The organism is Massilia endophytica (assembly GCF_021165955.1).
GTDB lineage: Bacteria > Pseudomonadota > Gammaproteobacteria > Burkholderiales > Burkholderiaceae_D > Rugamonas > Rugamonas endophytica.
This window is the reverse complement of the sequence record NZ_CP088952.1, coordinates 750172-776326: the sequence shown is the minus strand read 5'-3', so window position 1 is coordinate 776326 and position 26155 is coordinate 750172. Positions and strand designations below refer to the sequence as shown.

General features: G+C 65.1%; 25 protein-coding genes. 10 read left to right on the top strand and 15 right to left on the bottom strand.

Features of this window, described 5'->3' with window-relative positions; genetic code table 11:
* Nucleotides 1–2382 carry a glycoside hydrolase family 3 N-terminal domain-containing protein gene (locus LSQ66_RS03600; protein ID WP_231768450.1) on the top strand — a complete coding sequence of 794 codons (2382 nt, stop codon included), beginning with the start codon at nucleotides 1–3 and terminating at the stop codon, nucleotides 2380–2382.
* 30 nt (nucleotides 2383–2412) lie between these two features.
* Here LSQ66_RS03600 and LSQ66_RS03595 read toward each other — a convergent pair whose 3' ends face one another.
* Entirely contained in the window at nucleotides 2413–2724 is a 312-nt protein-coding gene (locus LSQ66_RS03595; RefSeq protein ID WP_231768449.1) for a hypothetical protein, read from the bottom strand.
* 5 nt (nucleotides 2725–2729) lie between these two features.
* Nucleotides 2730–3389 carry a thiol:disulfide interchange protein DsbA/DsbL gene (locus LSQ66_RS03590; RefSeq protein ID WP_231768448.1) on the bottom strand — a complete coding sequence of 220 codons (660 nt, stop codon included), beginning with the start codon at nucleotides 3387–3389 and terminating at the stop codon, nucleotides 2730–2732.
* A gap of 121 nt (nucleotides 3390–3510) precedes the next feature.
* Between LSQ66_RS03590 and LSQ66_RS03585 the strand changes: the two genes are divergently transcribed.
* The 3 genes from LSQ66_RS03585 (at nucleotide 3511) to LSQ66_RS03575 (ending at nucleotide 7448) form a co-directional block, all read left to right on the top strand.
* On the top strand, nucleotides 3511–5703 hold the full coding sequence (locus LSQ66_RS03585; RefSeq protein WP_231768447.1) for a M1 family metallopeptidase: 2193 nt from the start codon (nucleotides 3511–3513) through the stop codon (nucleotides 5701–5703).
* The gene (locus LSQ66_RS03580) at nucleotides 5700–6557 is read left to right on the top strand and encodes a hypothetical protein (protein ID WP_231768446.1); all 858 of its coding nucleotides are present in this window, start codon (nucleotides 5700–5702) and stop codon (nucleotides 6555–6557) included. The genes LSQ66_RS03585 and LSQ66_RS03580 overlap by 4 nt, the downstream gene beginning before the upstream one ends.
* Nucleotides 6558–6635: 78 nt before the next feature.
* Nucleotides 6636–7448, top strand: coding sequence for a DODA-type extradiol aromatic ring-opening family dioxygenase (locus tag LSQ66_RS03575; RefSeq protein ID WP_231768445.1), 813 nt, complete (start codon nucleotides 6636–6638; stop codon nucleotides 7446–7448).
* On the opposite strand, the gene ylqF is transcribed toward LSQ66_RS03575, so the two are convergent.
* The gene (ylqF, locus tag LSQ66_RS03570; protein ID WP_231768444.1) at nucleotides 7445–8392 is read right to left on the bottom strand and encodes a ribosome biogenesis GTPase YlqF; all 948 of its coding nucleotides are present in this window, start codon (nucleotides 8390–8392) and stop codon (nucleotides 7445–7447) included. The genes LSQ66_RS03575 and ylqF overlap by 4 nt on opposite strands.
* Before the next feature lie 62 nt (nucleotides 8393–8454).
* Nucleotides 8455–9384: a histone deacetylase family protein gene (locus LSQ66_RS03565; protein ID WP_231768443.1), complete on the bottom strand. Its 930-nt coding sequence runs from the start codon at nucleotides 9382–9384 to the stop codon at nucleotides 8455–8457.
* Between the two features lie 75 nt (nucleotides 9385–9459).
* On the opposite strand from LSQ66_RS03565, the gene LSQ66_RS03560 reads away from it, so the two are divergent.
* The 5 genes from LSQ66_RS03560 (at nucleotide 9460) to LSQ66_RS03540 (ending at nucleotide 15263) form a co-directional block, all read left to right on the top strand.
* On the top strand, nucleotides 9460–10380 hold the full coding sequence (locus tag LSQ66_RS03560; protein WP_231768442.1) for an AAA family ATPase: 921 nt from the start codon (nucleotides 9460–9462) through the stop codon (nucleotides 10378–10380).
* 1 nt (nucleotide 10381) lies between these two features.
* Nucleotides 10382–11362, top strand: a complete 981-nt coding sequence (locus tag LSQ66_RS03555) for a DUF58 domain-containing protein (protein WP_231768441.1) — start codon at nucleotides 10382–10384, stop codon at nucleotides 11360–11362.
* On the top strand, nucleotides 11359–13383 hold the full coding sequence (locus LSQ66_RS03550) for a transglutaminase family protein (protein WP_231768440.1): 2025 nt from the start codon (nucleotides 11359–11361) through the stop codon (nucleotides 13381–13383). The genes LSQ66_RS03555 and LSQ66_RS03550 overlap by 4 nt, the downstream gene beginning before the upstream one ends.
* A 41-nt stretch (nucleotides 13384–13424) precedes the next feature.
* Complete coding sequence (mltB, locus tag LSQ66_RS03545) at nucleotides 13425–14522, top strand: lytic murein transglycosylase B (protein ID WP_407659621.1); 1098 nt, start codon at nucleotides 13425–13427, stop codon at nucleotides 14520–14522.
* 393 nt (nucleotides 14523–14915) lie between these two features.
* Nucleotides 14916–15263 (top strand): hypothetical protein, encoded by a 348-nt coding sequence (locus tag LSQ66_RS03540; RefSeq protein ID WP_231768438.1) that lies wholly within the window; start codon nucleotides 14916–14918, stop codon nucleotides 15261–15263.
* Between the two features lie 57 nt (nucleotides 15264–15320).
* Here LSQ66_RS03540 and cysM read toward each other — a convergent pair whose 3' ends face one another.
* Nucleotides 15321–16223: a cysteine synthase CysM gene (gene cysM / locus LSQ66_RS03535; RefSeq protein ID WP_231768437.1), complete on the bottom strand. Its 903-nt coding sequence runs from the start codon at nucleotides 16221–16223 to the stop codon at nucleotides 15321–15323.
* Nucleotides 16224–16270: 47 nt separating this feature from the next.
* The gene (locus LSQ66_RS03530) at nucleotides 16271–16822 is read right to left on the bottom strand and encodes a GNAT family N-acetyltransferase (protein ID WP_231768436.1); all 552 of its coding nucleotides are present in this window, start codon (nucleotides 16820–16822) and stop codon (nucleotides 16271–16273) included.
* Between the two features lie 88 nt (nucleotides 16823–16910).
* Between LSQ66_RS03530 and LSQ66_RS03525 the strand changes: the two genes are divergently transcribed.
* A complete protein-coding gene (locus tag LSQ66_RS03525) occupies nucleotides 16911–18665 on the top strand; it encodes an FAD-dependent oxidoreductase (RefSeq protein WP_231768435.1) in 1755 nt (584 codons plus the stop codon).
* On the opposite strand, the gene LSQ66_RS03520 is transcribed toward LSQ66_RS03525, so the two are convergent.
* From LSQ66_RS03520 to rpsA, 9 genes are all read right to left on the bottom strand, one after another.
* A complete protein-coding gene (locus LSQ66_RS03520; protein ID WP_231768434.1) occupies nucleotides 18652–19386 on the bottom strand; it encodes a LytR/AlgR family response regulator transcription factor in 735 nt (244 codons plus the stop codon). The two genes, LSQ66_RS03525 and LSQ66_RS03520, sit on opposite strands and share 14 nt — an antisense overlap.
* Nucleotides 19379–20461, bottom strand: a complete 1083-nt coding sequence (locus LSQ66_RS03515) for a sensor histidine kinase (RefSeq protein WP_231768433.1) — start codon at nucleotides 20459–20461, stop codon at nucleotides 19379–19381. Before LSQ66_RS03515 ends, LSQ66_RS03520 begins: the two co-directional genes overlap by 8 nt.
* Complete coding sequence (locus LSQ66_RS03510; RefSeq protein WP_231768432.1) at nucleotides 20458–21024, bottom strand: transcriptional regulator; 567 nt, start codon at nucleotides 21022–21024, stop codon at nucleotides 20458–20460. Before LSQ66_RS03510 ends, LSQ66_RS03515 begins: the two co-directional genes overlap by 4 nt.
* A 199-nt stretch (nucleotides 21025–21223) precedes the next feature.
* A complete protein-coding gene (locus LSQ66_RS03505) occupies nucleotides 21224–21529 on the bottom strand; it encodes a ComEA family DNA-binding protein (RefSeq protein WP_231768431.1) in 306 nt (101 codons plus the stop codon).
* Between the two features lie 96 nt (nucleotides 21530–21625).
* A complete protein-coding gene (gene rfaE1 / locus LSQ66_RS03500) occupies nucleotides 21626–22558 on the bottom strand; it encodes a D-glycero-beta-D-manno-heptose-7-phosphate kinase (protein WP_231768430.1) in 933 nt (310 codons plus the stop codon).
* A 13-nt stretch (nucleotides 22559–22571) separates the two neighbouring features.
* A complete protein-coding gene (gene lapB, locus LSQ66_RS03495; RefSeq protein WP_231768429.1) occupies nucleotides 22572–23747 on the bottom strand; it encodes a lipopolysaccharide assembly protein LapB in 1176 nt (391 codons plus the stop codon).
* Nucleotides 23748–23756: 9 nt separating this feature from the next.
* Nucleotides 23757–24056: a LapA family protein gene (locus LSQ66_RS03490; RefSeq protein WP_231768428.1), complete on the bottom strand. Its 300-nt coding sequence runs from the start codon at nucleotides 24054–24056 to the stop codon at nucleotides 23757–23759.
* 74 nt (nucleotides 24057–24130) lie between these two features.
* A complete protein-coding gene (locus LSQ66_RS03485) occupies nucleotides 24131–24436 on the bottom strand; it encodes an integration host factor subunit beta (protein ID WP_231768427.1) in 306 nt (101 codons plus the stop codon).
* A gap of 20 nt (nucleotides 24437–24456) precedes the next feature.
* Nucleotides 24457–26133 carry a 30S ribosomal protein S1 gene (gene rpsA, locus LSQ66_RS03480; RefSeq protein ID WP_231768426.1) on the bottom strand — a complete coding sequence of 559 codons (1677 nt, stop codon included), beginning with the start codon at nucleotides 26131–26133 and terminating at the stop codon, nucleotides 24457–24459.
* Nucleotides 26134–26155 lie beyond the last annotated feature (22 nt).

The window sequence follows — 26155 nt, the reverse complement described above, 5'->3', positions numbered from 1 at the left end:
ATGAGCAACAAGCGCAGGCAGTTCCTCTCATCGATGACGGGCCTGGCGGGTCTGGCCGCCATTCCTCCCATGGCCATCGGCGCCCCCAAGGCCGTCTACAAGGACGCCGCGGCGCCCATTCCGAAGCGTATCGACGACCTGCTGCGCCGCATGACGCTGGACGAGAAGATCGCCCAGATGGACTGCATCTGGCAGGAAAAGAACAAGATCGAGGAAGCCAACGGCGACTTCTCCCCAGCCAAGACCTCGCAGGCCTATCCCCACGGCCTGGGCATGATCGCACGCCCCTCGGACCGCCAGGGCCAGGCCGCGGCAGGCGGCGCGGGCGACAGCGGCGCGCTGACCAACCGGAACGCCCTGGAAACCGCCACCTACATCAATGCCGCCCAGAAGTGGGCCGTGGAGCAGACGCGCCTGGGCATTCCGATGTTCATGCACGAGGAAGCGCTGCACGGCTATGTGGCGCGCGACGCCACTTCCTTCCCCCAGGCTATCGGCCTCGCATCGTCCTTCGACCCGGACATGGCGCGCAAGGTCTTCAGCGTGGCTGCCCGCGAAATGCGCGCGCGCGGCGCGAACCTTGCGCTGGCGCCGGTGGTGGACGTTGCCCGCGAGCCGCGCTGGGGACGTATTGAGGAGACCTTCGGCGAAGATCCCCACCTGTGCGCCGAGATGGGCAAGGCTGCGGTGCTGGGCTTCTCCGGCGATACCCGCAAGCTGGCAAAGGACAAGGTGCTGGCCACCCTCAAGCACATGACCGGCCACGGCCAGCCCGAAAGCGGCACCAATATCGGCCCGGCGGAGGTCAGCGAACGCACCCTGCGCGAGGAATTCTTCCCGCCCTTTGAAAGGCTGATCAAGGAAACGCCTGTCGCCGCCGTCATGCCCTCGTATAACGAGATCGGCGGCCTGCCTTCGCACGCCAACCGCTGGCTGCTGCACAAGGTGCTGCGCGAGGAATGGGGCTTCAAGGGCGTGACCGTGTCCGACTATTTCGGCATCAAGGAACTGGTGAGCCGCCATTCGCTCGTGGCGAACGAGAAGGAAGCCGCCTTCCGCGCCATCAAGGCGGGCGTGGACATCGAAACGCCGGACGGCTTCGGCTACCGCAAGCTCAAGGAGCTGGTGACCGAAAGGCGCGTGAGCGAGGCGGAGATCGACACCATCGTGCGCCGCATCCTCGAACTGAAATTCCTTTCCGGCCTGTTCGAGAACCCTTACGTAGATCCGCAGCTGGCCGACAAGCTGACCGCCACAGAGGATGCCGTGGCCCTGGCGCGCGAAGCCGCCCGCCGCAGCGTGGTGCTGCTGAAGAACGACAAGGGCCTGCTGCCCCTGAATGGCAAGAAGGTGGGCAAGGTCCTGCTGCTCGGCACCCACGCCAAGGACTGCCCTATCGGCGGCTACTCGGACGTGCCGCGCCATGTGGTGTCTATCTACGAGGGCCTGCAGGCGGAGGCCAAGGCGCAGGGCTTCGAACTGCAGTACTCGGAAGGCGTGCGCATCACCGAAGAGCGCATCTGGGGCAAGGACGAGATCAAGTTCACGCCGCCCGAAGTGAACGCGCGCCTGATCGCTGAAGCCGTGCAGGCCGCGAAATCGGCCGACACCATCATCATGGTCCTGGGCGACAACGAGCAGACCAGCCGCGAAGCCTGGGCCGACAACCACCTGGGCGACCGCAACAGCCTTGACCTGATGGGCCAGCAGAACGACCTGGCGAAGGCCATTTTCGCCCTGGGCAAGCCGACCGTGGTGTTCCTGCTGAACGGCCGCCCGCTCTCCGTCAACCTGCTCGCCGAACGCGCGGACGCGCTGGTGGAGGGCTGGTACATGGGCCAGGAAACCGGCCACGCGGCGGCCGATATCCTCTTCGGCCGCGCCAACCCCGGCGGCAAGCTGCCCGTGTCCATCGCACGCGATGTGGGCCAGCTGCCCGTGTTCTACAACCACAAGCCTTCCGCACGGCGCGGCTATATCGACGGCAGCACCAAGCCGCTCTACCCCTTCGGCTTTGGCCTGAGCTACACGCGCTTCGAAATCTCTGCCCCCCGCCTGAGCAAGGCGAGCATCAAGGTGGGCGAATCGACGCAGGTGCAAGTGGACGTGCGCAACGTTGGCGCAGTGGCGGGCGACGAGGTGGTGCAGATCTATATCCGCGACGACGTGAGCTCCGTCACCCGTCCGGTGCTGGAGCTGAAAGCCTTCCGCCGGGTGACACTGCAGCCCGGCGAACAGAAGACCCTGAGCTTCGACATCCGCCCTGCCGACCTGCAGTTCTATAACGCCGACATGGTGCGGGTGGTGGAGCCGGGCAGCTTCACCATCCACGCTGGACCGAACAGCGTGGACCTGAAATCGGTCAAGCTGATGGTAGGCTGAAAAAAAATCCCGCTGCGAGGCGGGATTTTTTTACTTCTGGGGGCTGAGATTCGTCAGCGCATAGGCGAGATGCTGCCACCAGTGCTCGCGCGAGCGGACGGTGAGCATGCAGATCTTGTCCACCTCTTCCTTGAACACGCGGTCCTGGCACTGCTTGGTCATCAGCGCATTGCGCTGGTTCTCGGCATTCACCAGCGCCACCATGAGCCAGAGCGCGAACGCGGCCAGCGCCACCACCAGGCACCAGGCGGCGTGATTGATGTTGCTCGTGCTGAACAGCCGGCTCTCATCCGGCTCCAGCTCGCTGTACATCTTCATCGCGCCTTCTTCACGTTCGTTCATGGTTTTCACTTCTTCTCGGCTGCGGCCTTGTTGACCAGGTAATCCATCACGGCCAGGGTCTGCATCTGCGATGCCGCTTCCGACTGGCCCGGCTTGCCGGCCAGGGTGGGCGAGGTGACGAAGCGGCCATCGATCACGATGGTCGGGGCCGAATCCACCTTGTAGGCCGCCACTGCCTGGGCCGAACGCTTAAGTTTAGTCTGTACGGCGAAAGAATTGAAGTACGAATCGTATTTCGCCTTGTCGATGCCGTTGGCCACAATGAAATCGTTCAGCGCCTTCTCGTCGCGGTAGATGCGCGAGCGGTCGATGTGGATGGCGCGGAAGATCTTGCTGTGCACCGCGTCCGGCTGGCCCATGGCTTCCAGCGTGATATAGGCATGCGCCAGCGGATCGCTGCCACCTTGCGGGAAGTGGATGCGGCGGAAGGAAATCTTGTCGCCCTGCTTCTTCACCCAGTCGCTCAGCATGGGGTCCAGCGAGTGGCAGTGCGGGCAGGTGTACATGAAGAACTCCACCACCTCCACTTTCTTGCCCGGCGCCTCGGTGCGCACGGGGCTCGCCAGGCGCTGGTACTCCACGCCCTCCCTCGGATCGGCCGCGCGGGCGCCAGCGGTGAAAGCCATCAGTGCCGAAACGGCAAACATGAAGCGCATGAAACGCATGGTGTTCTTCCTTCCTGGGTAATCAATCGACGCGCGCAGCTTAGCATTTTTTGTTCCCGCGGCGATTAAGGCTGACTTAATCGGGTATATTTCGGGCTTGTCTTTCTGATATTGGGAAACGATGCGATTCCGCCGCCTGCTCAATGTGCTGCCCGCCGCCGCCCTGCTGACCGGTCTTGCACTTCAGTCCACATTGTTCGCCCAGGGCGCCCTCGTTGTCGCCGTGCCTACGCCCACCACGGACACCGGCATTCCCTTCGCTGCGGCCGATGCCGCTGCCGTGCGGACGCCCAGCGCGCCCGGCGCCTGGGGCGGAGAGCGCAGCGGCAACGAGGCCACGCTGTCGGACCGGGTAGTGGATTACAAGATCGAAGCCCGGCTCGATCCCGTCAAACATACGGTGGAGGGCCGCCAGCAGCTCACCTGGCGCAACCGCAGCCAGCAGCCGGTGAACGCCGTCTACCTGCACCTCTACCTCAACGCTTTCCAGAATGGCGGCAGTACCTTCTTCACCGAACTGCGCAACCGGGGCGGCGCCCCGGACGTGAAGGACGGCGAATGGGGCTATATCGAGCTGCGCAACGTGCGCCAGAACGGCGCGGCCGTGAACTGGAGTTTCGTGCAGCCGGACGGCGGTCCCTCCACCGACCAGACGGTGGTGAAGCTGGAGTTGCCGCAGGCCGTGGAACCGGGCGGCAGCACCACCCTCGATATCGCCTTCTTCGACCAGCTGCCGCGCGTGATCGCGCGCACGGGCTACTTCGGCAGCTTCCACCTTGTGGCCCAGTGGTTTCCCAAGATCGGAGTGCTGGAACTGCCGGGCGAACGCGGCGCCACCGCCACGCGCTGGAATGTGCACGAGTTCCATGCCGAATCCGAGTTCTATGCTGACTTCGGCAGCTACGACGTGACACTCACGGTACCGAAAGGGTACACCGTGGGCGCCACTGGCGAGCTGCAGGGAGCGCCTGTCGAGAAGGATGGCCTGCTCACCCACCACTACGTGCAGGGCGACGTGCACGATTTCGCCTGGACAGCGGACAACCGCACGGCCAGGCCTCTCATTGATACCTGGACCGGCCCAGGCAGCCCCAAAGTGCAGCTGACGGTGCTCTTCCCGCCCGAGTACGCGCACAATGCCGTGCGCGCGCTGAAGGCCGCCAAGGACGCGCTGAGCCACTTTTCGAACACGCTCGGCCCCTATCCCTACAAGACCGTGACGATCGTGATCCCGCCGCACAATGCCTCGGAGGCGGACGGCATGGAATACCCCACCTTCTTCACGACGGACAGCTGCGAAGACGCGTCGCCGGGGACGACCTGCGAGATGCTGCTGGATTTCGTCACCATCCACGAATTCGGCCACGGCTACTTCTACGGCATCCTGGCGAACAACGAATTCGAGGAGCCCATGCTGGACGAAGGGCTGAACGAGTACTGGGATGTGCGCATGCTGCGCGACGCGGGCCGGAAAATCCCCGCCACCACGCCCTGGCTCAAGCGCCTGGGCATCGCCCCCACCTGGGACGTGTTTGCCTTCCAGCGCGCCGGCGCAGCACTGGAGAACCCCGCCGACCCGCTGGGCGAGAACGCCTACGGCCGCCTGCAAGGCATCGGCCCAGTGTATTCGCGCTCGGCCGTCGCGCTGCGGGATCTCGAAGCGCAGGTCGGCAAGGAAGCGATGGAGCGCGCCTTCAAGGAATACTACCGGCGCTGGAAGTTCCGCCATCCAAGCATTGCGGACCTGCGCGAAGTGCTGGCGGAATCGACGGGCCAGCGCCAGCTGGTGGAGAGAATGTTTGCCCAACAGGTCTATGCCGTGAACAAGGTCGACGACCGCATTGCGGCCCTCGACAGCGAGGAAGAGCTGCCGCAGCCCGGCTACATGACGGAACAGGCCAGGCGCATCGAGCGCACGGCGGACCAGGCGGGCGAACAGGAAGACAATCTGCGCGGGAAATGGGAGAAGGCGCATCCCGACGCGAAGGAAGGCACGGGGCCCTTCCCCTTCCGCACCACCGTGATCCTGCGCCGCCGCGGCCTGGCCGTGCCGCAGACGCTGGTGGTCAAGTTCGCCGACGGCAGCAAGGAAACCGTGCAATGGAACGGCGAGGAACGCTGGAAGCGCTTCGAGTGGATCAAGCCTGCGAAGGCCGTGTCGGCGGAGCTGGACCCCGAACGCAAACATATGCTCGACACCAGCAAGCTCGATGACAGCCGCACCATCAAGGCCGACAGCAGCGCCTCGCGCCGCTGGAGTTTCGACTTCGCCGCCATCGTCCAGACCATTCTTGCCTTGATTGCCACCGTATGAAGAACATCGTGAATGCCGCCCGTGCGGCCCTGCAATGGCGCCTCCTGCTGGTCTGGCTGGGCGCCTCCCTGCTGCCTACGCTGCTCCTGGCCGTTCCCATGTGGTCGACCCTGTCCGCGGCGCTGGACCATTCCGTGCGCGCCGCCGCCCTGGCCCAGGAGCTGGACCTGGCTGCGCTGACCGACCTCGCAGCCGCCATCGGCGAGAACAAGCTTGCGTTCCGCGCGGGCGGCGTAGCAGCCATTGTCCTGCTCCTGCTGCTCTCGCCTTTCCTCACCGGCGCCGTGGTCACGGCGGCGCGCTCGCCCCAGCCTGCGCGTTTCGGCGTCCTGTTCGCGGGCGGCATGGCGGAATACCCGCGCATGTTCCGCATGCTGCTCTGGGCCGTTGTGCCGTTTGGCGTGGCTGGCGCCATCGGAGGCAAGCTGGCCGATCTCGCCACCGATCATGCGAAGAAGGCCGTGCTGTATTCGGATGCTCAGTTGGGCGACATGGCCGCCATCGCGGCCACCGTACTCCTGCTGCTGTTGGCGAACGCCACGCTGGACGCGGGCCGTGCCGCGCTGGCTGCCGACCGCCGCCGCAGCTCCGCTGTCAAGGGCTGGTGGCGCGGCCTGAAGCTGCTGGCGCGCCGTCCCGGCGCCGCACTGGGGGCCTACGCGGCCCTGACAGCATGCGGCGCGCTGCTGGCGGCACTGCTGGGCATTGCGCGCATCAATATTCCGGCGGCCAGCACGGCGGGATGGATTGCCGCCTTCGCAGTGACCCAGCTGATTGTGCTGCTTATCGCCTGGATGCGCACAGCGCGGCTGTTCGCCCTCGTTTCGCTGGCGGGCATCGTTCACAAAGACTGAACGGAGCGTCAGCATTTGGCGTATTGATCGGCCATGTGGGCGCCAGTATAGTGAAACGAACCTGTATTGGAGCCCGCAATGACTGCACTGCCCACCTATTTCCTGTCCCACGGCGGCGGCCCCTGGCCCTGGATGCGCGATGCCTACGGCAGCGCCTACGACGCCCTCGACGCCTCCCTGCGCGATATTCCGCGCCAGATCGGCGGCAAGCCGAAGGCCGTTCTCGTCGTCACCGCGCATTGGGAAGGCCGCGACTTCATGCTCTCGGCTGGCGCCCAGCCGCCCATGATCTACGACTACGGCGGCTTCCCGCCGCACACCTACCAGATCCGCTATGCGGCGCCTGGCTCGCCTGAACTGGCGCGCCGCGTGCAGGACCTGCTGGGCGCTGCCGGGCACGCCGCCGTGCTCGATGCTGAGCGAGGATTCGACCATGGCACCTTCAGCGCCATGTATCCCGTATTCCCGGAGGCGGATGTGCCCATTGTGCAGCTCTCGCTGCAGCAGGGCCTCGATCCGGCCCGGCACCTGGCCGTGGGCCGGGCGCTGGCGCCCCTGCGCGAGGAAGCGATTCTGATCGTGGGCAGCGGCCTGAGTTACCACAACCTGCGCCAGTTCGGCGGCGCGGGAGCGGAAGCCTCGCGGCTCTTCGATGCCTGGCTGCGCGAAACCATGGCCTTGCCGCCGCAGGAAAGGACGCAGCGCCTGATCGGCTGGGAGAAAGCGCCGGCGGCCCGCGCCGCGCATCCTCGAGAGGAGCACCTGCTGCCGCTGATGGTCGCGGTGGGAGCGGCGGAGCAGGAAGCTGCCGCCACGGTCTATCACGAGGATGCCTTCTTCGGCGCGCTGTCGGTCTCCAGCTTCCGCCTCGGCGAGGCTGCGGCGGCTTAGCTTCCGCGCTTGCCCCTCATGCGCTCGGCTTCCTTCTCGGCGGCCTTGCGCGCCGCCGCTTCGGCCTTCACGCGCTCCTCCTCCGCGTGCACGGCCAGGGCGGCGGCGCGCGTTTCAGGCGTTTCGAGCGAGATGCGGCCCAGAGCCCCGCTGCGGTAGTCCTGCAGCAGCATGTGGGAGGCCTTCTCGAAGTCCCAGTCGCCGCCGCGGATGCGGTAGCCCCGCTTGGCGGCCACGCCTTCCACCACGCCCACGCCGTCCAGCTCTTCCACCTTCAGGCCATAGCGCGCCTTCAACAGCTCGGGATAGCGCTTCAGCAGCTCCTCCGCCAGCCAGATCGCCACTTCATCCTCGATCAGGGCATTGGCGCCGATGGCGTGGCTGGCGGCCAGCGCCAGCCCGTCGCTCGGCATCTCGATCTTGGGCCAGAGCAGGCCGGGGGTGTCGATGATGGCCGTGTTCATGTCGAGGTAGATCTTCTGCTGCGTCTTGGTCACGGCGGGTTCGTCGCCCACCTTGGCCACGCGGCGCTTGAGCAGCGCGTTCATCAGCGTGGATTTGCCGACGTTGGGAATCCCCATGATCATCATGCGCAGCGGCTTGGTGGGCACGCCGCGGTGCGGCGCCAGGGCGCGCGCCTTGTCGATCACCTTGGCCACGTCCGACGGCTTCTTGGTCGTCATCGCATAGGCGGTAACGTCCTTGTCCTGTTCGAAGTGCTTCACCCAGGCTGCCGTGGCGGCGGGATCGGCCAGGTCCACCTTGTTCAGGATCTTCAGGCAGGGGCGCGCGCGGAACTTGCGCAGTTCATCCACCAGCGGATTGCAGCTGGCCGCAGGCAGGCGCGCATCGACGACCTCGATGACGACATCGACGTCCGCCATCTGCTCGGCCGCCTTCTTCTTGGCGGCGGCCATATGCCCGGGGAACCATTGGATTGACATGCTCTTGCCTTCTGAATCGCGTAAACAATCCGCTATTTTACCGGAGGCGGCCCCGGCACGGCTCAGATCTCGGCCAGCGCCTTGACGTGGGCGACGACGCTGCGGCCCAGGGCGGACAGGTTGTAGCCGCCTTCCAGGCAGCTCACGATCCTTCCCTGCGCATGGCGGCGCGCCACGTCCATGACCTGCTCCGTCATCCAGGCGTAATCCGCCTCCACCAAGCCCATGCCGCCCATATCGTCCTCCCTGTGAGCGTCGAAACCGGCCGAGATGAAGATCATCTGCGGCCTGAAGGCCTCCAGCGCCGGCAGCCAGCGCTCGGATACCAGCTGGCGCACCACGTCGCCTTTGGTGTACGCGGGCACGGGAATGTTCACGCGGTTCGGCGTCACGGGCAGCGGGTCGCTGTAGGGATAGAAGGGATGCTGGAAGAAGCTCACCATCAGCACGCGCGGGTCGTCCCTGAAACTCTCCTCGGTGCCGTTGCCGTGGTGGACATCGAAGTCCACAATCGCCACCCGTTCCAGGCCCCGCTCCTCGAGCGCATGGCGCGCGGCGATGGCCACGTTGTTGAACATGCAGAAGCCCATGGGTGAGGACGGGCGCGCATGGTGGCCCGGCGGGCGGATGGCGCAGAAGGCGTTGCCGATTTCGCCGTCGATCACCGCATCGGTCGCCGCCACGGCCGCTCCCGCGGCACGCAGCGCCGCGCGCCAGCTGTGGGCGTTGAGCGAGGTGTCGCCGTCGATGGGGTAGTAGTCCTCCCCTTCCTGCGGCAGATGGTCGCGCACGATGGCAATGGCATTGGCCGTGTGGTTGCGCGCGATATCCGCCACCTCGGCCAGGGGCGCCTCGCGGTGTTCAAGGAGACCGTCGATATGGGAATTGATGAGCTGGTCCGCAATGGCCTGCAGCCGCGCCGGGCATTCGGGATGCCAGGCTCCCATTTCGTGGCGCTGGCAGTCGGGATGGCTGTAAATTGCTGTGCTCATGTGGCTCGTTTCTGTACCGCATCGGTCATGTCGCGGGGTAGAATCCCCAAACGGGTAATCTACTATAAAGAGAACATGTTTACAAAACTGCATGCGGTAGCGGACCAGGTAGGCCAAATCATCGTCGGCAAGGACCTGCAGATCCGGCAGGCGCTCACCTGCCTTCTCGCGGGCGGCCACCTCCTGGTGGAAGACGTGCCGGGCGTGGGCAAGACGACGCTGTCGCACGCACTGGCCATTTCCCTCGGCCTGCAGTTCAACCGCATCCAGTTCACGAGCGACCTGCTGCCGGCGGACGTGGCGGGCATCTCCATCTATGAACGGGAGGCGAACGCCTTCATGTTCCACCCCGGGCCGATCTTCACGCAGGTGCTGCTGGCCGACGAGATCAACCGCGCCACGCCGAAGACGCAATCGGGCCTGCTGGAAGCGATGGAGGAGCGGCAGATTTCCGCCGACGGCGTCACGCGCCCCCTGCCCGAGCCCTTCTTCGTGATCGCCACCCAGAATCCTACCCACCAGATAGGCACCTTCCCCCTGCCCGAATCGCAGCTCGACCGCTTCCTCATGTGCCTCTCGCTCGGCTACCCCGATGCCGCGGCCGAGCGCGCGCTGCTCATGGGCGAGGACAGGCGCAGCATGCTCAAGGCGCTTTCGGCGCAGATGTCCGCCGAAGAACTGGCGGAAGCGCAGCGCGGCCTGCGCAAGATCCACACCTCGGCCTCCCTGGTGGACTATGTGCATGCGCTGGTGCAGGCCACGCGCCAGAACGGCTCCTTCGCCGAAGGCCTCAGCCCGCGTGCAGGCCTCGCCCTGATGCAGGCCGCGCGCGCCTGGGCCGCGCTGGAAGGCCGCGACCACGTGATTCCCGAGGACGTGCAGGCCGTGCTGGTGCCGGTTTGCGCCCACCGCCTGCGGCCGGTGAAGTCTTCGCAGGGCGTGGCGCTGGCCAGCCGCGACCTGGTGCTGCAGCTGCAGAAGTCCGTGCCCGTCTGAGATGCTGGCCGCCGCCAAAAGCTTCGCTGGCCGCTGGCTGTTCCAGCTCAGGGACAGCGAGCCGGGCGAAGTGGTGCTGACGCGGCGGCGTGTCTTCATACTGCCCACCCGCCCCGGCATGGCCTTCTGCGGCCTGCTGCTGCTCATGCTGATCGGCGCCATCAACTACAACCTCGGCCTCGGTTTCGCGCTCACCTTCTTCACCGGCTCCTGCGCCATTGCTGACATGGTGATGACGGCGCGGAACCTCGCCCAGCTGCGCCTTGCGCCCGGGCGGTCCATGCCCGTTTTCGCGGGCGAAAACGCCCAGTTCGAACTGCGCCTGCGCAACCCCACCACGCGCGACCGCTTCGCCATCTGGCTCGGCTTCCAGCGCGACGGCGAGCCCCTGCTGGCCACCGATGTGGCGGCGGGCAGCGACAGCGCCGTGCAGCTCTCCACTCCAGCGAAGGAACGCGGCTGGTGCGCGGCGCCGCGCGTGCGCCTGGCCACCCGCTTTCCGCTTGGCCTGTTCGGCGCCTGGAGCTACTGGCAGCCGGACCTGAAGGTGCTGGTCTACCCCTACCCCGAACAGAACGCTCCGCCCCTGCCCACCACTGGCGCAGCCAGCGAGGAAGGCCATGGCCAGGTGGGGCTGGACAATTTCGCGGGCATCCGCAGCTACCAGCCGGGCGACCCGATGCGCCACCTGGCCTGGCGCCAGATCGCGCGCCATGATCCCGCCCACGGCGGCCAGCTGGTGACCAAGCATTTCGAAGGCGGCGCCACCGCCGAACTCACGCTGGACTTCGATGCGCTGCCCGCCTCCATCGGCCTTGAATTGCGCCTCTCGCGCATGACGGCCTGGGTGCTGGCAGCGGAGCAGCGCGGCCTGCCCTATGCCTTCCGCATCGGGGACCAGCGCTACCCCGCCGCGCTGGGCGAGGCGCATCAGGCGGCATGCCTGCGCGCCCTGGCCCTGTACGGCAAGGAGGCCGCGTGAACACGGCTGCGATAGGCGAGCGCCTGGCGAAGCGCCTCACGCGCGACAAGGCGGACACCCTGCTGCTCCTCGCCGGCGCCCTGCTGGTGATCGCGCCCCATTTCGCCCACCTTCCGGTGTGGACCAGCGCCACCGCCATCGTCACCCTGCTATGGCGCGCGGCCATCACCTGGCGCGGCACGCGCATGCCGCCTGTGAGCCTGCTGCTGCCGGTTGCCCTGATGGCGATGGGGGGCGTCTATCTGAGTTTCGGCACGATACTGGGGCGCGATCCCGGCGTGGCCATGCTCGCCCTGCTGCTGGCCTTCAAGCTGCTGGAGATGCACGCGCGGCGCGACCTGTATGTGGTCTGCTTCCTCAGCTTCTTCCTCATGCTGACGAATTTCTTCTATTCGCAGTCCATTCTCACGGCCCTGGGCATGGTGGTGACCATCATCGTGCTGCTCACCGCCCAGATCACTTTCCAGTACACGGGAACGGTGCCGCCGCTGAAGGCCCGCCTGCGCACGGCGGCAAAACTCTTCTTTATCGCCTCGCCGCTGGCGGCGGTGCTCTTCATCGCCTTCCCCCGCATCCAGGGTCCGCTCTGGGGCCTGCCCGGCGATGCGCGCGGCGGCCGCACCGGCATTTCCGAGACCATGTCGCCGGGCTCCATGTCCTCGCTCGCGCAATCGGGCGCCGTGGCCTTCCGCGTGCGCTTCGAAGACGCCGTGCCGCCGCAGCAGCTGCTGTACTGGCGCGGCATTGTGCTCAGCCAGTACGACGGGCGCACCTGGACCCGCATCGGGCGCACCGTCTTCACGCGCGGGGAACGCGCGCCGAAGCTCACGATGCAGCTGCGCGGCCAGCCAGTGCGCCACCAGGTGACGATGGAGCCCAGCGGCCGCCGCTACCTGTTCACGCTGGAGCTGGGGGCGCCGGACTTCTACATTCCCGGCCACCGCGTCATCAGCACGGACGAACTGGAAAGCCAGACCATACGCCCCATCGAGGACCGCATCCGCTACGACGCCACGGCCTACCCGGACTACCGCGTGCAGGCCGCGCTGGAACTGGAAGAACAGAACAAATGGCTTCAGCTGCCGCGCGGCGCCAACCCGCGCGCCCTGGCGCTGGGCGGCGCGCTGCGCGATGCCGCCAATGGCGACGGGGCGCGCGTCGCCCAAGCCGTGCTGCAGATGTTCCGCGAGAAGGGCTTCACCTACACCCTGGAGCCCCCTCTGCTGGAACGCAACGCGGTGGACGGCTTCCTGTTCGACACCCGCCAGGGCTTCTGCGAACACTTCGCGGGCGCCTTCGTGGTGCTGATGCGCGCGGCCGGCATCCCGGCGCGGGTGGTCACCGGCTACCAGGGCGGCGAAATGAACCCGGTGGACGGCTTCCTCACCGTGCGCCAGTCCGACGCTCACGCCTGGGGCGAAATCTGGCTGCCGAACCGTGGCTGGGTGCGCGTCGACCCGACGGCGGCCGTGTCGCCGGAACGCATCCGCAGCAGCCTGTCCCGCGCCCTGCCCGACACCGCGCCTTTCGGCCTGCAGGGATTGCTCGACCTGCAGAACGACAGGGATTCGTGGCTTTCCCGACTACGCTACAACATCCATGCGCTGAATAATGCATGGAACCAATGGGTCCTGGATTACAATGCCGAGAGACAGAGAAATTTCCTTCAGGAACTATCCGCAACGCTGAGCAGCTGGCGTACCGTGGCTGCCCTGTTGTCCCTTGCGGCCCTGGCCTGGCTGTTCCGCCTGCTGCGCGCCCGCGTGCGGCGCGATCCGGTGGAGGCCGCTTACCAGTCCTTGCGCCTGCAATTGCAGAAGCTGGGCATGCAGCTGCCGCCGGACGCGGGACCGCACACCCTGGCGCAGCGCCTGGACGGAGTGGAGCTTCCGGAGGAAAAAAAACAGGCCATGAAGGCCTTGCTGGAACTGTATGGCGCACTCAAGTACCGCGCCATGGACGAAGACGAAAGAACCAGGTCAGCAAAACGGCTGGCCGAACTGCTAACCCTAGCCCGATGAGATTTGCCTTGCGATTCACGCCCAAACACCTTTCCACCCTGATGCTGTGCGGCGCCCTGGCTGGCGCGCTGGCCCTGCCGCCCGCCGCCCAGGCCGCGCCTCAGAAGAAGACGGCCGTCAAGAAATCGAGGAAGAAGCCCGTCAAGAAGCCGGCGCCCGCCATCGACACGCAAGGCGAATTCGTCAACTTCGGCCAGTGGAAGGAAGTGCAGCAGTTCATGGACGACATGGTGAGCCGCCACGGCTTCCAGCGCACAGAACTGGAAGCCCTGCTGCGCCGCGTGAACTACGTGGATGCCGCCGTGCAGCTGGTGAAGCCCGCGCCGCCCGGAAAGCCGAAGAACTGGAAGCTCTACAGCAGCCGCTTCATCGAGCCGATCCGCATCAATGCGGGCGTGCGCTTCTGGAACGAGAACCGCGAAGCCCTCGCCCGCGCCGAATCGCTGTACGGCGTGCCGGCCGAGATTCTGGTGGGCGTGATCGGCGTGGAAACGATCTACGGCGTGGATACGGGCAAGTTCCGCGTCATGGACGCCATCACCACCCTCGCCTTCGCCTATCCGCTCGCGCCCAACCGCGAAGCGCGCATGGCCTTCTTCCGGGGCGAACTGGAAAGCACCCTGATCTATGCCCGCCAGACGGGCACCGATCCCATGAGCCTGCTGGGCTCCTATGCGGGCGCCGTCGGCATGCCGCAATTCATGCCGAGCAATATTGCCAAGTACGCCGTGGACTTCGACGGCGACGGCAAGATCGATCTGCGCAATTCGGCCGCCGACGCCATCGGCAGCGTGGCCGCCTTCCTGGTGGGCCACGGCTGGCAGCGCGACCAGCCCGGTCCTCTCGTCTATCCGGCCCGCGTGTCCCCCGCGCGCGCCTGGGAGAAGTACATCAACCAAGGGCTGGAAGCAAAATTCCGTCCAGAGGACTTGATTGCCGACGGGGTTGCCACCACATCGACATTACCCCAGGGAATGTTGTACGGCCTGGTGGATTTGCAGAACGGCTCGGAGCCGACTGAATATTGGGTAGCCACCAATAACTTCTTCACGATTACCCAGTACAACCGCAGCTACTTCTATGCGATGTCAGTTGTGGAGCTGGGCCGCGCCGTCAAGCTCGCTCGCCGCGAGCCTTGATTGATGTAAGGAAGCGTAAGCAGACTTGTACCGATGCAAGGAAGGCGATAATGTGCCCAAGCAACACTTGGCACGGAATCTATCTTCCATAGCAACATTGGGCGGGATTTGCTTTATACTTAATCTTGCAGCGCAGGCAAGGCTGGGGCCGTTACCATACCACAAAAAGTACGGTAGAATTCTCACACAATGTTGCGATGAGACAACGGGAAACGAGTCAATATGTTATTTTTTATTGCTCGTGAGTATTAGATTGCATGATGTTGTACAATTGTGTATATATTCTGAAACGTGTCCCGGTTTTTCCGAGTGTGAATTCGTTCCTTGAACGCAGCATCAGCTCCGAGTGTTGAACTTTGCAGGACCCAACTTTACAGAAGGAACAGACGTATCATGACAAACCAAGTCGGCATTGATATGAACAGCGATTCGGAAGGCGACGATCTGCTGCAATACAACCCCAATCGTCTGCTGGACACCCTGATCGAGAACCTGCGTCTGAAAAACGATGCCGCCCTGTCGCGCGCATTGGAAGTGGCGCCGCCGGTCATCAGCAAAATCCGCCACCACCGCCTGCCGGTCGGCGCTTCGCTGCTGATCCGCATGCACGAGGTCAGCGATCTGAGCATCCGCGACCTGCGCTACCTGATGGGCGACCGCCGCAACAAGTTCCGCATCAGCGACAAGCAGTTCAAGCCTAAAGAAGGCGAAACCCCGCAGAAGAACGAAAACAACAGCTGATTTTCGTTCGCGAGGTATGTTTCCCTCCCCTCATCCAGGGGAGAGAGGGCCGGTTATTTACGCTGGGAAAACCCCGGTGGACAGGTAACGGTCCCCGCGATCGCAGACGATGAAGACGATAGTCGCGTTTTCCACGGTCTGCGAAATGCGCAAGGCAATTTCACAGGCGCCTGCTGCCGAGATCCCGCAGAAGATGCCTTCCTCCGCTGCCATGCGGCGCGCCATGCGCTCCGCAGCAGCCTGACTGACATATTCCACCTGGTCCACCCTCGCCTTGTCGAAGATCTTCGGCAGATAGGCTTCCGGCCATTTGCGGATGCCGGGAATGGATGACCCCTCTTCCGGCTGCGCCCCGATAATGCGCACGTCCGGGTTCTGCTCCTTCAGGTACTGCGATACGCCCATGATGGTGCCCGTGGTGCCCATGGCGCTCACGAAATGGGTGACGCGGCCGCCCGTGTCGCGCCAGATTTCGGGACCCGTGCCCTCGTAGTGGGCCCGCGGGTTGTCGCCATTCGCGAACTGGTCGAGGATGCGGCCCTTGCCGTCGCGCTGCATCTGCTCGGCCATATCGCGGGCGTATTCCATGCCGCCCGTCTTGGGCGTGAGGATGATCTGGGCGCCGTAGGCGGCCATGCTCTGGCGCCGCTCCTCGCTCAGGTTCTCCGGCATGAGGAGCACCATCTTGTAGCCGCGGATGGCGGCCGCCATCGCCAAGGCAATGCCGGTGTTGCCGCTGGTCGCTTCGATCAGGGTATCGCCCGGCTTGATGTCGCCGCGCTCCTCGGCCCGGCGCAGCATGGACATGGCGGCGCGGTCCTTGACGGAACCGGCGGGATTGTCGCCTTCGAGCTTGCCGAGAATGATGTTGTTGCGGGCTGCCGCGTCCGCGCCGGGAATGCGCACCAGCTGGACCAGGGGCGTGTTGCCGATGGTGTCGGCAATCGTCTTGTATGCCATTGGGATCAGGTTCTTTTACCAAAAGAACCATTCTAAACCCTATTGAGTCAGCCCGCTTGGCGCTCCAAGGCCAGGCTCATGTAGGTGTAGCCCAGCGTTTCGCCGTCGATGCGGAACAGGTCGGGGATCTCGCCCGTCTGCACGAAGCCGCGCTTGCGGTAGAGGGCGCGGGCGGGCTCGTTGGCGCTCAGCACTTCCAGGTCGACCCAGCCGAATCCAGGCTGCTCTTCGGCCCAGGCGATGGCGGTATCGAGCAGGCGCTGGCCCAGGCCGCAACGGCGGGCGGCGCGGTCCACGCCCATGCCCAGCAGCATGCGGTGGCGGGCCGCGGCCTCCGTGCGGGCCCGCAGGTCGACATGCCCGCAGATGCGTTCGCCGTCCAGGGCCAGCCACAGGCGGCGCCATGCAGCGCCATCGAGCGGGGTGGCCAGGCCATGCACAAAGCTCCCCTGTTTCTCCGCCGGGAAGCGGGAGGCCCCGCGCGGCATGGGCTGGAACAGGGGCGTGCCGTTCGCGCCGTTGTCCTTCAGGTGGTCGTCCAGATAAGTGAAAAACGCGGGCAGATCGGTTTCGGCGGCGCCGCGGATGGCAATGTTCATCCAAGGATTGTAACTCTGCCGCATCGCCTTCAGGTAGACTTGCGGTGACAACGCTTTCAATCCCACGACAAGAATAGCCATGGCAAACATGAGTCTGACCCCACCGGAGTTCGTTCCCGAATCGAACAAGGAAGAACAGGTGCCCTCTTCGGTGCTGGAGACCCGGCGCCACCAGGTGATGCCCAAGCTGAACGAGCAGGAGCTCAAGCGCCTCATGCGCTTCGGTACCGTGCGCACCTTCCGAAACGGCGTGCGCATCCTGGAGGCGGGCCACACCACCTTCGGCATGGTCGTCACCCTGGAGGGCAGCATTGCGATCTGCCGCTACGACGGCCTGGGCAACACCTCCTTCATCACCGAGCACGGGCGCGGCGAATTCACTGCCGAAGTGTCGCAGCTGGCGGGCCGCCCTTCCCTCGTGAACGCCACCGCCGTGGGCGACGTCGAGGCGCTCATCATCTCGCCCGAGAACCTGCGCGCGCTCGTGATCGCGGAAGCGGAGCTGGGCGAGCGCATCGTGCGCGCCCTGATCCTGCGCCGCGTGGGCCTGCTGGAAGTAGGCGCCGGCGGGCCGGTGCTCGTGGCCCCGGCGGGCCACGAACGCCTGTTCTACCTGCAAAGCTTCCTGACCAGTAACGCCCATCCGCACACCATTCTCGATCCGAAGACGGACGAACAGGCCCGCACGCTGTGCGAGTACTACCAGCCCACGTCCGAAGACTGGCCATTGGTGGTGTGCCCGGATGGCAGCGTGAAGAAAAACCCCACCAATGCCGACATCGGCCGCTGCCTCGGCCTGCTGCCCGATCTCGATCCCGGCAAGGTGTGGGACGTGGTGGTGGTGGGCGCGGGACCCGCGGGCCTCGCCACCTCCGTGTACGCCGGTTCCGAAGGCCTGTCGGTGCTCGCTCTGGAGCAGCGCGCCTACGGCGGCCAGGCGGCGGCCAGCGCGCGCATCGAGAACTACCTGGGCTTCCCCACCGGGATCTCGGGCGGTGCGCTGGCGGGACGCGCCTATGTGCAGGCGCAGAAGTTCGGCGTCGAGGTGGCGATTCCCGCCCATGCAAAACGCCTGATCTGCGATACCTATCCCCTGCGCGTAGAACTGGAGGACGGCACGCAGGTGCAGGGCCGCACCGTGGTGCTCTCCTGCGGCGCGCGCTACCGCCGTCCGCCGCTGGCGAACATCAAGCAGTTCGAAGGCAAGGGCATCTATTACTGGGCTTCGCGCATCGAGGCGAACCTGTGCAAGACCGAAGAGGTGATCCTCGTCGGCGGCGGCAACTCGGCGGGCCAGGCGGCGGTGTTCCTGTCCGGCCATGCTTCCAAGGTGCATATGGTGATCCGCGGCGACGGGCTGAAAGCCACCATGTCTTCCTATCTCATTGAACGCATCAAGGCCACGCCGAACATCGTGCTGCACACGCACCAGGAAGTGGTGGCCCTGGAAGGCGACGAGGAAGGCCTGAAGCAGGTGAAGGTGCGCAACAACCGCACGCTGGCGGAAACGGACTACGATGTGTGCCGCCTCTTCCTCTTTATCGGCGCGGACCCCAATACGGACTGGCTGGGCGACTGCGGCGTGGACGTCGATCCGCAGGGCTTCATCCGCACCGGCTTCGATGTGGCCAAGGCCCAGTGCAGGGCGAACTTCGCCGAAGGCGTGTACCCGCACGATATGCCGGACCGCGCGGCGCTGGAGACCAGCGTGCCTGGCGTGTTCGCCATCGGCGACGTGCGGGCGGGATCGACCAAGCGGGTAGCGGCTGGTGTTGGCGAAGGGGCTGGCGTGGTGTCGCAGATCCACGCCTTCCTGGCGAACCTGCCGGTCACATCCCCTTGAAGCGCCCCTGGAAGCGCTGGCTCACCGGCAGGCGCTCCGGCCTCTCCTTCAAGGAAATCCACATGGCGCCGTCCGCATCGCGGACGGCAGCCGCAATGCGCTTCACCGCGACCACATAGGAGCGGTGCACCTGCCAGAATCCCGCCCCCTCCAGCGACTCGCCGAGCTCCTTCAGCGGCGTGCGGATGTGGGCCTGCAGCTTGTCCGTCACCACGCGGGTGTACTTGTCTTCCGCCACGAAGTACAGCACATCGGACAGGTCGATGAACTGCACCGTGCTGCCGATGGAGGCCTGTATCCATGATGGCGCGGGACGCTTTTCCTCCAGGCGCTGCATGATGCGGTCCAGTGCGGGCGGCGCCTGCGTCATCCGCTCGCGCAGGCGCGCGATGGTGCGGGCCAGCCGCCCAGGGTCGATCGGTTTGAGCAGATAATCCACCGCTCCTTCATCGAAGGCGCTCACCGCATGCTCGCTGTAGGCCGTGACGAAGACCACATGCGTGCGGCTGCCAAAGGCACGCGCCACATCGATACCGCTCATGCCTGGCATGCGGATATCGAGAAAGGCCACATCCGGCGACAGCTCGCCTGCCATGCGCAGCGCCTCGTATCCGTCGGATGCCTCGCCTGCCACACGGGCGTCATGCCACAGCTTGTGCAGCTGTTCGCGCAGCTCGGCGCGCAGGAGGGGCTCGTCGTCCGCAATCAGGATTTCAGTCATGGCGTTCCAGTATCAGTGGCAGCCGCAATTCCGCCTCGGTGCCGCCACGGCTGTTCGTTCGCAGTTCCACGCCCGCGCGCTCGCCATACAGCGCCGCCAGCCGCTCGCGCACATTGCGCAGGCCGACGCCGCTGCCGAGCGTCGTGCGCCCAAGACCTGCGCCATCGTCGCTGACGAGAACACACAAGATCTTTTCTTCCGCCCGGACCGACACCTGGACCCGCACCGCACCCGGCTTGGGTTCCACGCCGTGCTGCACGGCGTTCTCGACCAGCGACATGAGCATGAGCGGCGGCATGGCGGCGTCACGCAGGTCCGCCGGGCAGTCGATCCCGCTGCCCAGGCGCTCGCCGAAACGGATCGCCATCATGCCGAGATAGTGCTCCGCCAGCTCGCATTCGCGGCCCACGGTCGATTCCTCCGTGCGCATGTCCGGCAAGGCCGCGCGCAGGTAGGCGATCAGGTGATCCAGCATATGCACCGCCTTTTCGGGCTGGTGCCTCGCCAGATAGCGCGTATTGGCGAGGGTGTTGTACAGGAAGTGCGGTTCGACCTGCGCCTGCAGGGACTTGAGCTGCGCCGCCAGCGCCGCGCGCTCCAGGTTTGCTACATGCAGCGCGCGCGCCTGGCGCTGCGCTGCGAGCAGTGGCAACGCGACGGCGAGCGACAGAAACACGGCGGCGCTCACGAAGACGCGCCCATGGTCCAGAAGCGGCAGGCGGACATGCGGCGCGCAGGCCCGGAACACCAGCACGGCGGCGCCTGCAGCCAGCGGGATGGACAGCGCCAGCATCAGCCAGAGCCATTCCCAGCCCGCCCTCTGGGGCAGCCCGATGCGGCACAGGGCGAGCAGGCCGTGCGCCACAGCTGCGCCCACAAGCAGTGCACCGAACAGCACAAGCCAGTTAAAGGATTCGGTGAGCCAGCCGCCCAGGACCAGCGCGGCCAGCGCAGCCGCGCTGGCGAGCGCCTGGGGGCGCGTGCAGGAAACCGTACGCCGCAGCGCATGGTGCAGCCCCTCGGCTCCGGGAACGCGTCCCGAAGCCGCAACAGGTGGCAGGAGAAACCCGATCACAGGACCGGCTTCGTCGGCAGCTTGCGCTGCTGGCTGAACCGGGTGACCGGCACATCGCTGCCTACGACCTCGAACTTCAGTTCGTCGATCCAGGCCGTGCCCTTTCCCGCGCAGATGAGGCCAAAATTGATGGCGTTCGCATCGGGGGCGACGTCGAGGACAACAGCGCGGGTCTGCCAGCCGCTGTCGCCGCTCACCGGCTGCTCCTGGGTGTTGTGGAAGGCGCGCTGCCTGCCGCCTTCCGTGACGCCCATCCACAGGCCAGCCCATTGCGTCACGCCTTCCGTACGCACCTTGGCCTCGAAGCGTACTCGCTTGCCGCGATACCTTTCCGCCGACACGCTCTGCATCAGGGTCGCCCAGCTGTTGCCCTCCCCCGCCGCGTGCTTCAGGTACTTCGCATCGCCGCCGCGGGCAATGCCGCCCTGGCCGATGCCCGCTTCGTACTGCGAAGGCGCGTTGCCATGCACGCCCCATTCCGGAGGCAGCTGGGCCGACGGCTTGGCGAAGGCAACAAGGGCTGCGGCGCTCAGGGCCGCGAACAGCACGATAACTGGTTTCATGAGAGTCTCCGTGGCATGACGACAGTGTCATGCGGGCACTTTGCCGCATCCGCCGCGGATTTTGGGACGCGTGCGACGAGCGCGGCCTGCCATGGATAAGCGGGGCGATTTGCGGATGAGCGCCTGCGCCATCTTCTCACGAGATACCGGCGAAAAAAAGCCCGGGCGGCGTGCCGTCCGGGCTCCTGCTGCATGGATTCTATTTCTTGGCGCCGTGGTCCTTCGCCGGCGCGCCTTCCCGCGACTTGCCGTTCACCTGCAGGCCCGCTTCGGACAGGCGAATGGCGTTCTTCTCTCCGATGCCTTTCACGCGCGATTCGAAATCGGCCCAGTCCTTGAACGGGGCTTTCGCGCGTTCGTCCATGATGGCCTTGGACTTTGCGGGGCCGATGCCTTTCACCGAGTCGAGCGCGGCCTGGTCGGCCTTGTTGACGTCGACTTCCGCGAAGGCGCTGCCCATGGTGGCCATCAGGAACGCAACTGCCAGCATCAGTTTTTTCATCATGACATCCTCCAGGATCAGGTTAAACCGGGGCGGGCGCCCCGGAGCCTCCTGAACGGGATGCGATGCGTGCACGTTGACGCGCACGATTGTGGCAGATCAAACGCCGAAGAGCTCTTCGCGGGTAACGGTGGCCGTGCCGAGCTTGCCGACGACGATGCCGCCCGCGCGGTTGGCTGTCTGCACGGCTTCCTTCCAGTCCGCACCCGCGCCCAGCATGGCGGCCATGGTGGCGATGACCGTGTCGCCCGCGCCGGACACGTCGAACACTTCGCGCGCATCGGCGGGAATGTGGAAGCGGTCGTCCGCCGTATAGAGCGTCATGCCCTCTTCCGAGCGCGTAAGCAGCAGGGAATCGAGCTTCAGCTCCGCGCGCAGGTTCTGCGCCTTGGTGGTCAGCTGCTCTTCGCTGCTCCAGCTGCCCACGATGCGTTTCAGCTCGCCCTTGTTCGGCGTGAGCACGGTGGCGCCAGCGTAGCGCGCGAAATCGTCGCCTTTCGGATCGACCATCACCACCTTGCCTTCGGCGCGGGCGGAGGCGATCATGTCCGCCACGTTCACCAGGCTGCCTTTGGCGTAGTCCGAAAGGATGATGACGTTGTAGTCCGGCAGCAGCGTCTTGAACTGCATGAGCTTGTTGCGCAGGACCGTGTCGCTGGGCGGCTCTTCGAAGTCGATGCGCAGCATCTGCTGCTGGCGGCCGATGACGCGCAGCTTGATGATGGTGGAGATGGCGTCGTCGCGTTTCAGGTAGCTGTGGATGCCGCCGCCTTCCAGCAGCTGCTCCACTTCCGTTCCCGCTTCATCCGCGCCCACCACGCCGAGCAGGCCCGCATGCGCGCCCAGCGCCGCGGCATTGCGCGCCACGTTGGCGGCGCCGCCCAGGCGCGCTTCGCGCTTCTCGATGCGCACGATGGGCACCGGCGCTTCGGGCGAGATGCGGCCCACGTCGCCGAACCAGTAGCGGTCCAGCATGACGTCGCCGACAACAAGGATACGGACCTGGTCGAGTTGGGGAGGTGCTTTGGACATAGTTTTATCCCCTCTAATTCATGACGTTCAGTTCTTCGGTGCGGCGCGGGGGGTAGGTTTCCCAGCGGCTGCAGCCGGGGCAGTGCCAGTAGAACTGGCGCGCCTTGAAGCCGCAGTGGCTGCACTGGTAGCGCGCGAGCTTCTGGGTGTAGCCGTGCACGAGGTTCTTCACCATCGTGAGCTCGGTCAGCACCGCGGGCGGCGCGTCCAGCATGCGCGCTTCGAGGAACTTGTCGAGGCCCAGCAGGGTCGGCGTGCGGCGCAGTTCATTGCCCACGAGCTGGCGCGCGGCTTCCGTGCCTTCCAGTTCGATGACGGCCTTGAACACCACTTCCAGCAGATCGATGGAGGAGGCCTGCTCCAGGTAGGAGCGCAGCAGGCTGAGGCCCTCTTCCGGGCGTCCCAGCTTGCGGTAGCCGTCCATCAGGCGCTGGGCGACCAGGGCCACGTGCGGCACGCTTTGCTGCTCCACGCGGCGCCAGGTGGCCAGCGCGCCTTCCACGTCGCCTTGCGCCAGCTGGGTGTCGCCCACGAGGATGGTGGCGCGCACGCTGGTGCGGTCCGCCTGCAGGGCTTTCTCCAGCAGCGGCATGGCTTCCTGCGGATGCAGCTTGACCAGCGCGTCCTGCGCCAGCTCGCAGTAGAACTGGGCGATCTCTTTCTGGCGCGACCCGGCACCCGCTTCCTGCAGGCCGATGGCGGCTTCGATGGCGCGCTCCCATTCCTTCTCGCGCTGGAAGATTTCGAGCAGGGCGCGGCGCGCCTGCACGCCGTAGGAGGTGTCCACCAGGCGGTTGTAGGTTTCCTCGGCGCGGTCCAGCAGGCCGGCCTTCAGGTAGTCCTGGCCCAGCTCATACTCCGCGTGCGCGCGCTCGTCGGCGGGCAGGTCGGGACGCGAAAGCAGGTTCTGGTGCACGCGGATGGCGCGCTCGGTTTCGCCGCGGCGGCGGAACAGGTTGCCCAGGGCGAAGTGCATTTCGACCGTTTCGGGATCGAGCTTGACGATCTCGATGAAGGAGTCGATCGCCTTGTCCGGCTGGTCGTTCAGGAGGTGATTCAGGCCGCGGAAGTAACCGCGCGGCAGCGTGCGCGATTCGGAGACGAGCTGGCGGATATCCACGCGCGCAGCAATCCATCCCAGGCCGAAGAACGCGGGAATACCCAGCAGCCACCAGATTTCAAAGTCCATTCGGAGTCCTTACTGCTGCGCGTTGACGCTATCCGGCGCCTGATTGGCCTTCAGGGCCGAAATCTGCAGCGACTGGATGGTGGTTTTTTGTTTGGTCGATTCGCGCCGGTGGCGGAATACGGTGGGGGTGAGCGCCAGCACGCCAAGGACGGCGCCGGCCACGAAGAAGACCAGCAGCATCAGCACCAGGGGGCCGCGCAATTCATAGTCGAGAAAGAGGTGCAGGTCGACTTCCTGCGTATTTTTCAAGGCAAAACCAAAGAACAGGACAAACAGCACTACGCCAATAACAGTGGAAATTATTTTCATCGTTTAGCATCCCTGTTTCAAAAAAAAGGGGCAGGCCACGGCCCGCCCCTCTTCAGACTCTCATCGCGTCAGACTCAGTCCTCGATGATCGGTTGCCCGACCATCGCATCGACCCGCTCGCGCAACTGCTTGCCCGGCTTGAAGTGGGGCACCCGTTTTTCGGGCACCATCACTCGTTCGCCGGACTTCGGATTGCGTCCGATGCGCGGTGGCCGGCTGTTCAACGCGAAGCTGCCGAAGCCACGGATCTCGATGCGCTGACCGCTCGCCAGGGCGCCGGTCATCGCATCAAGAATCGTCTTGACGGCGTACTCCGCATCTTTGGCCACCAGCTGAGAATAGCGCTCAGCCAGGCGGTTGATCAATTCGGACTTGGTCATCTACGGTTCGCAGAGAAGTCTTAGTTCTTGTTGTCCATCTTGGCTTTCAGCAGTGCGCCCAGGCTGGTGGTGCCCGATGCGGCGCTGCTGTCAGCTGCCATCTTCTGCATGGCTTCAGCGGTTTCAGCGTTGTCCTTCGCCTTGATGGACAGCTGGATGCTGCGTGCCTTGCGGTCGATGTTGATGACCAGGGCTTCCACGCTGTCGCCCACTTTCAGGTGGGTGCCGGCATCTTCCACGCGGTCGCGGGAGATTTCGGAAGCGCGCAGGTAGCCTTCGACTTCGTCGGACAGCTGGATCACGGCGCCTTTTGGCTCAACCGATTTCACGGTGCCGGTGACCAGGGAACCCTTGTCGTTCATGGCAGCGTAGTTGTTGAACGGGTCGCCTTCCAGCTGCTTCACGCCCAGGGACACGCGCTCGCGCTCCACGTCGATGGCCAGAACAACAGCTTCCAGCTCGTCGCCCTTCTTGAACTTGCGCACGGCTTCTTCGCCAGGCTCGGTCCAGGACAGGTCGGACAGGTGCACCAGGCCGTCGATGTTGCCAGCCAGGCCGATAAACACGCCGAAGTCGGTGATCGACTTGATGGCGCCCTTGACCTTGTCGCCCTTCTTGTGGGTCACGCCGAAGTCGTCCCAAGGATTGGCCTTGCACTGCTTCATGCCCAGCGAAATACGACGACGCTCTTCGTCGATTTCCAGAACCATGACTTCCACTTCGTCGCCCAGCTGGACAACCTTGTTCGGAGCCACGTTCTTGTTGGTCCAGTCCATTTCGGACACGTGCACCAGGCCTTCGATGCCCTGTTCCACTTCCACGAACGCACCGTAGTCGGTCAGGTTGGTGACCTTGCCGAACAGGCGGGTGCCTTGCGGGTAGCGGCGGGACAGACCGGTCCATGGATCGTCGCCCAGCTGCTTCACGCCCAGGGACACGCGGTTCTTTTCCTGGTCGTACTTCAGGACCTTGGCGGTGATTTCCTGGCCAACCGTCAGCACTTCGGACGGGTGACGCACGCGGCGCCATGCCAGGTCGGTGATGTGCAGCAGGCCGTCGATGCCGCCCAGGTCCACGAACGCGCCGTAGTCGGTGATGTTCTTCACCACGCCGGTCACCACGGTGCCTTCTTTCAGCGTTTCCATCAGCTTCTGGCGCTCTTCGCCCATCGATGCTTCGATGACGGCGCGGCGGGACAGAACGACGTTGTTACGCTTGCGGTCCAGCTTGATGACCTTGAATTCCAGGGTCTTGCCTTCGAACGGGGTGGTGTCCTTCACAGGACGGGTGTCCACCAGGGAACCCGGCAGGAATGCGCGGATGCCGTTGGTCAGAACGGTCAGGCCGCCCTTGACTTTGCCGTTGACGGTACCGACGACGATCTCGCCGGATTCCATTGCTTTTTCCAGTGCCAGCCACGATGCCAGGCGCTTGGCCTTGTCGCGCGACAGGATGGTATCGCCGAAACCATTTTCCAGCGATTCGATGGCCACGGAAACGAAGTCGCCTACTTTGACTTCCAGTTCGCCTTGGTCATTCTTGAATTCTTCAACAGGGATGAAAGCTTCCGATTTCAGGCCGGCGTTGACGATAACAAAGTTGTGGTCCAGACGCACGACTTCAGCGGAGATCACTTCGCCAGAGCGCATGTCTTGACGCGACAGGGACTCTTCGAAGAGGGCTGCGAAACTTTCCATTTAATAGATTTCCAGGTTAGCC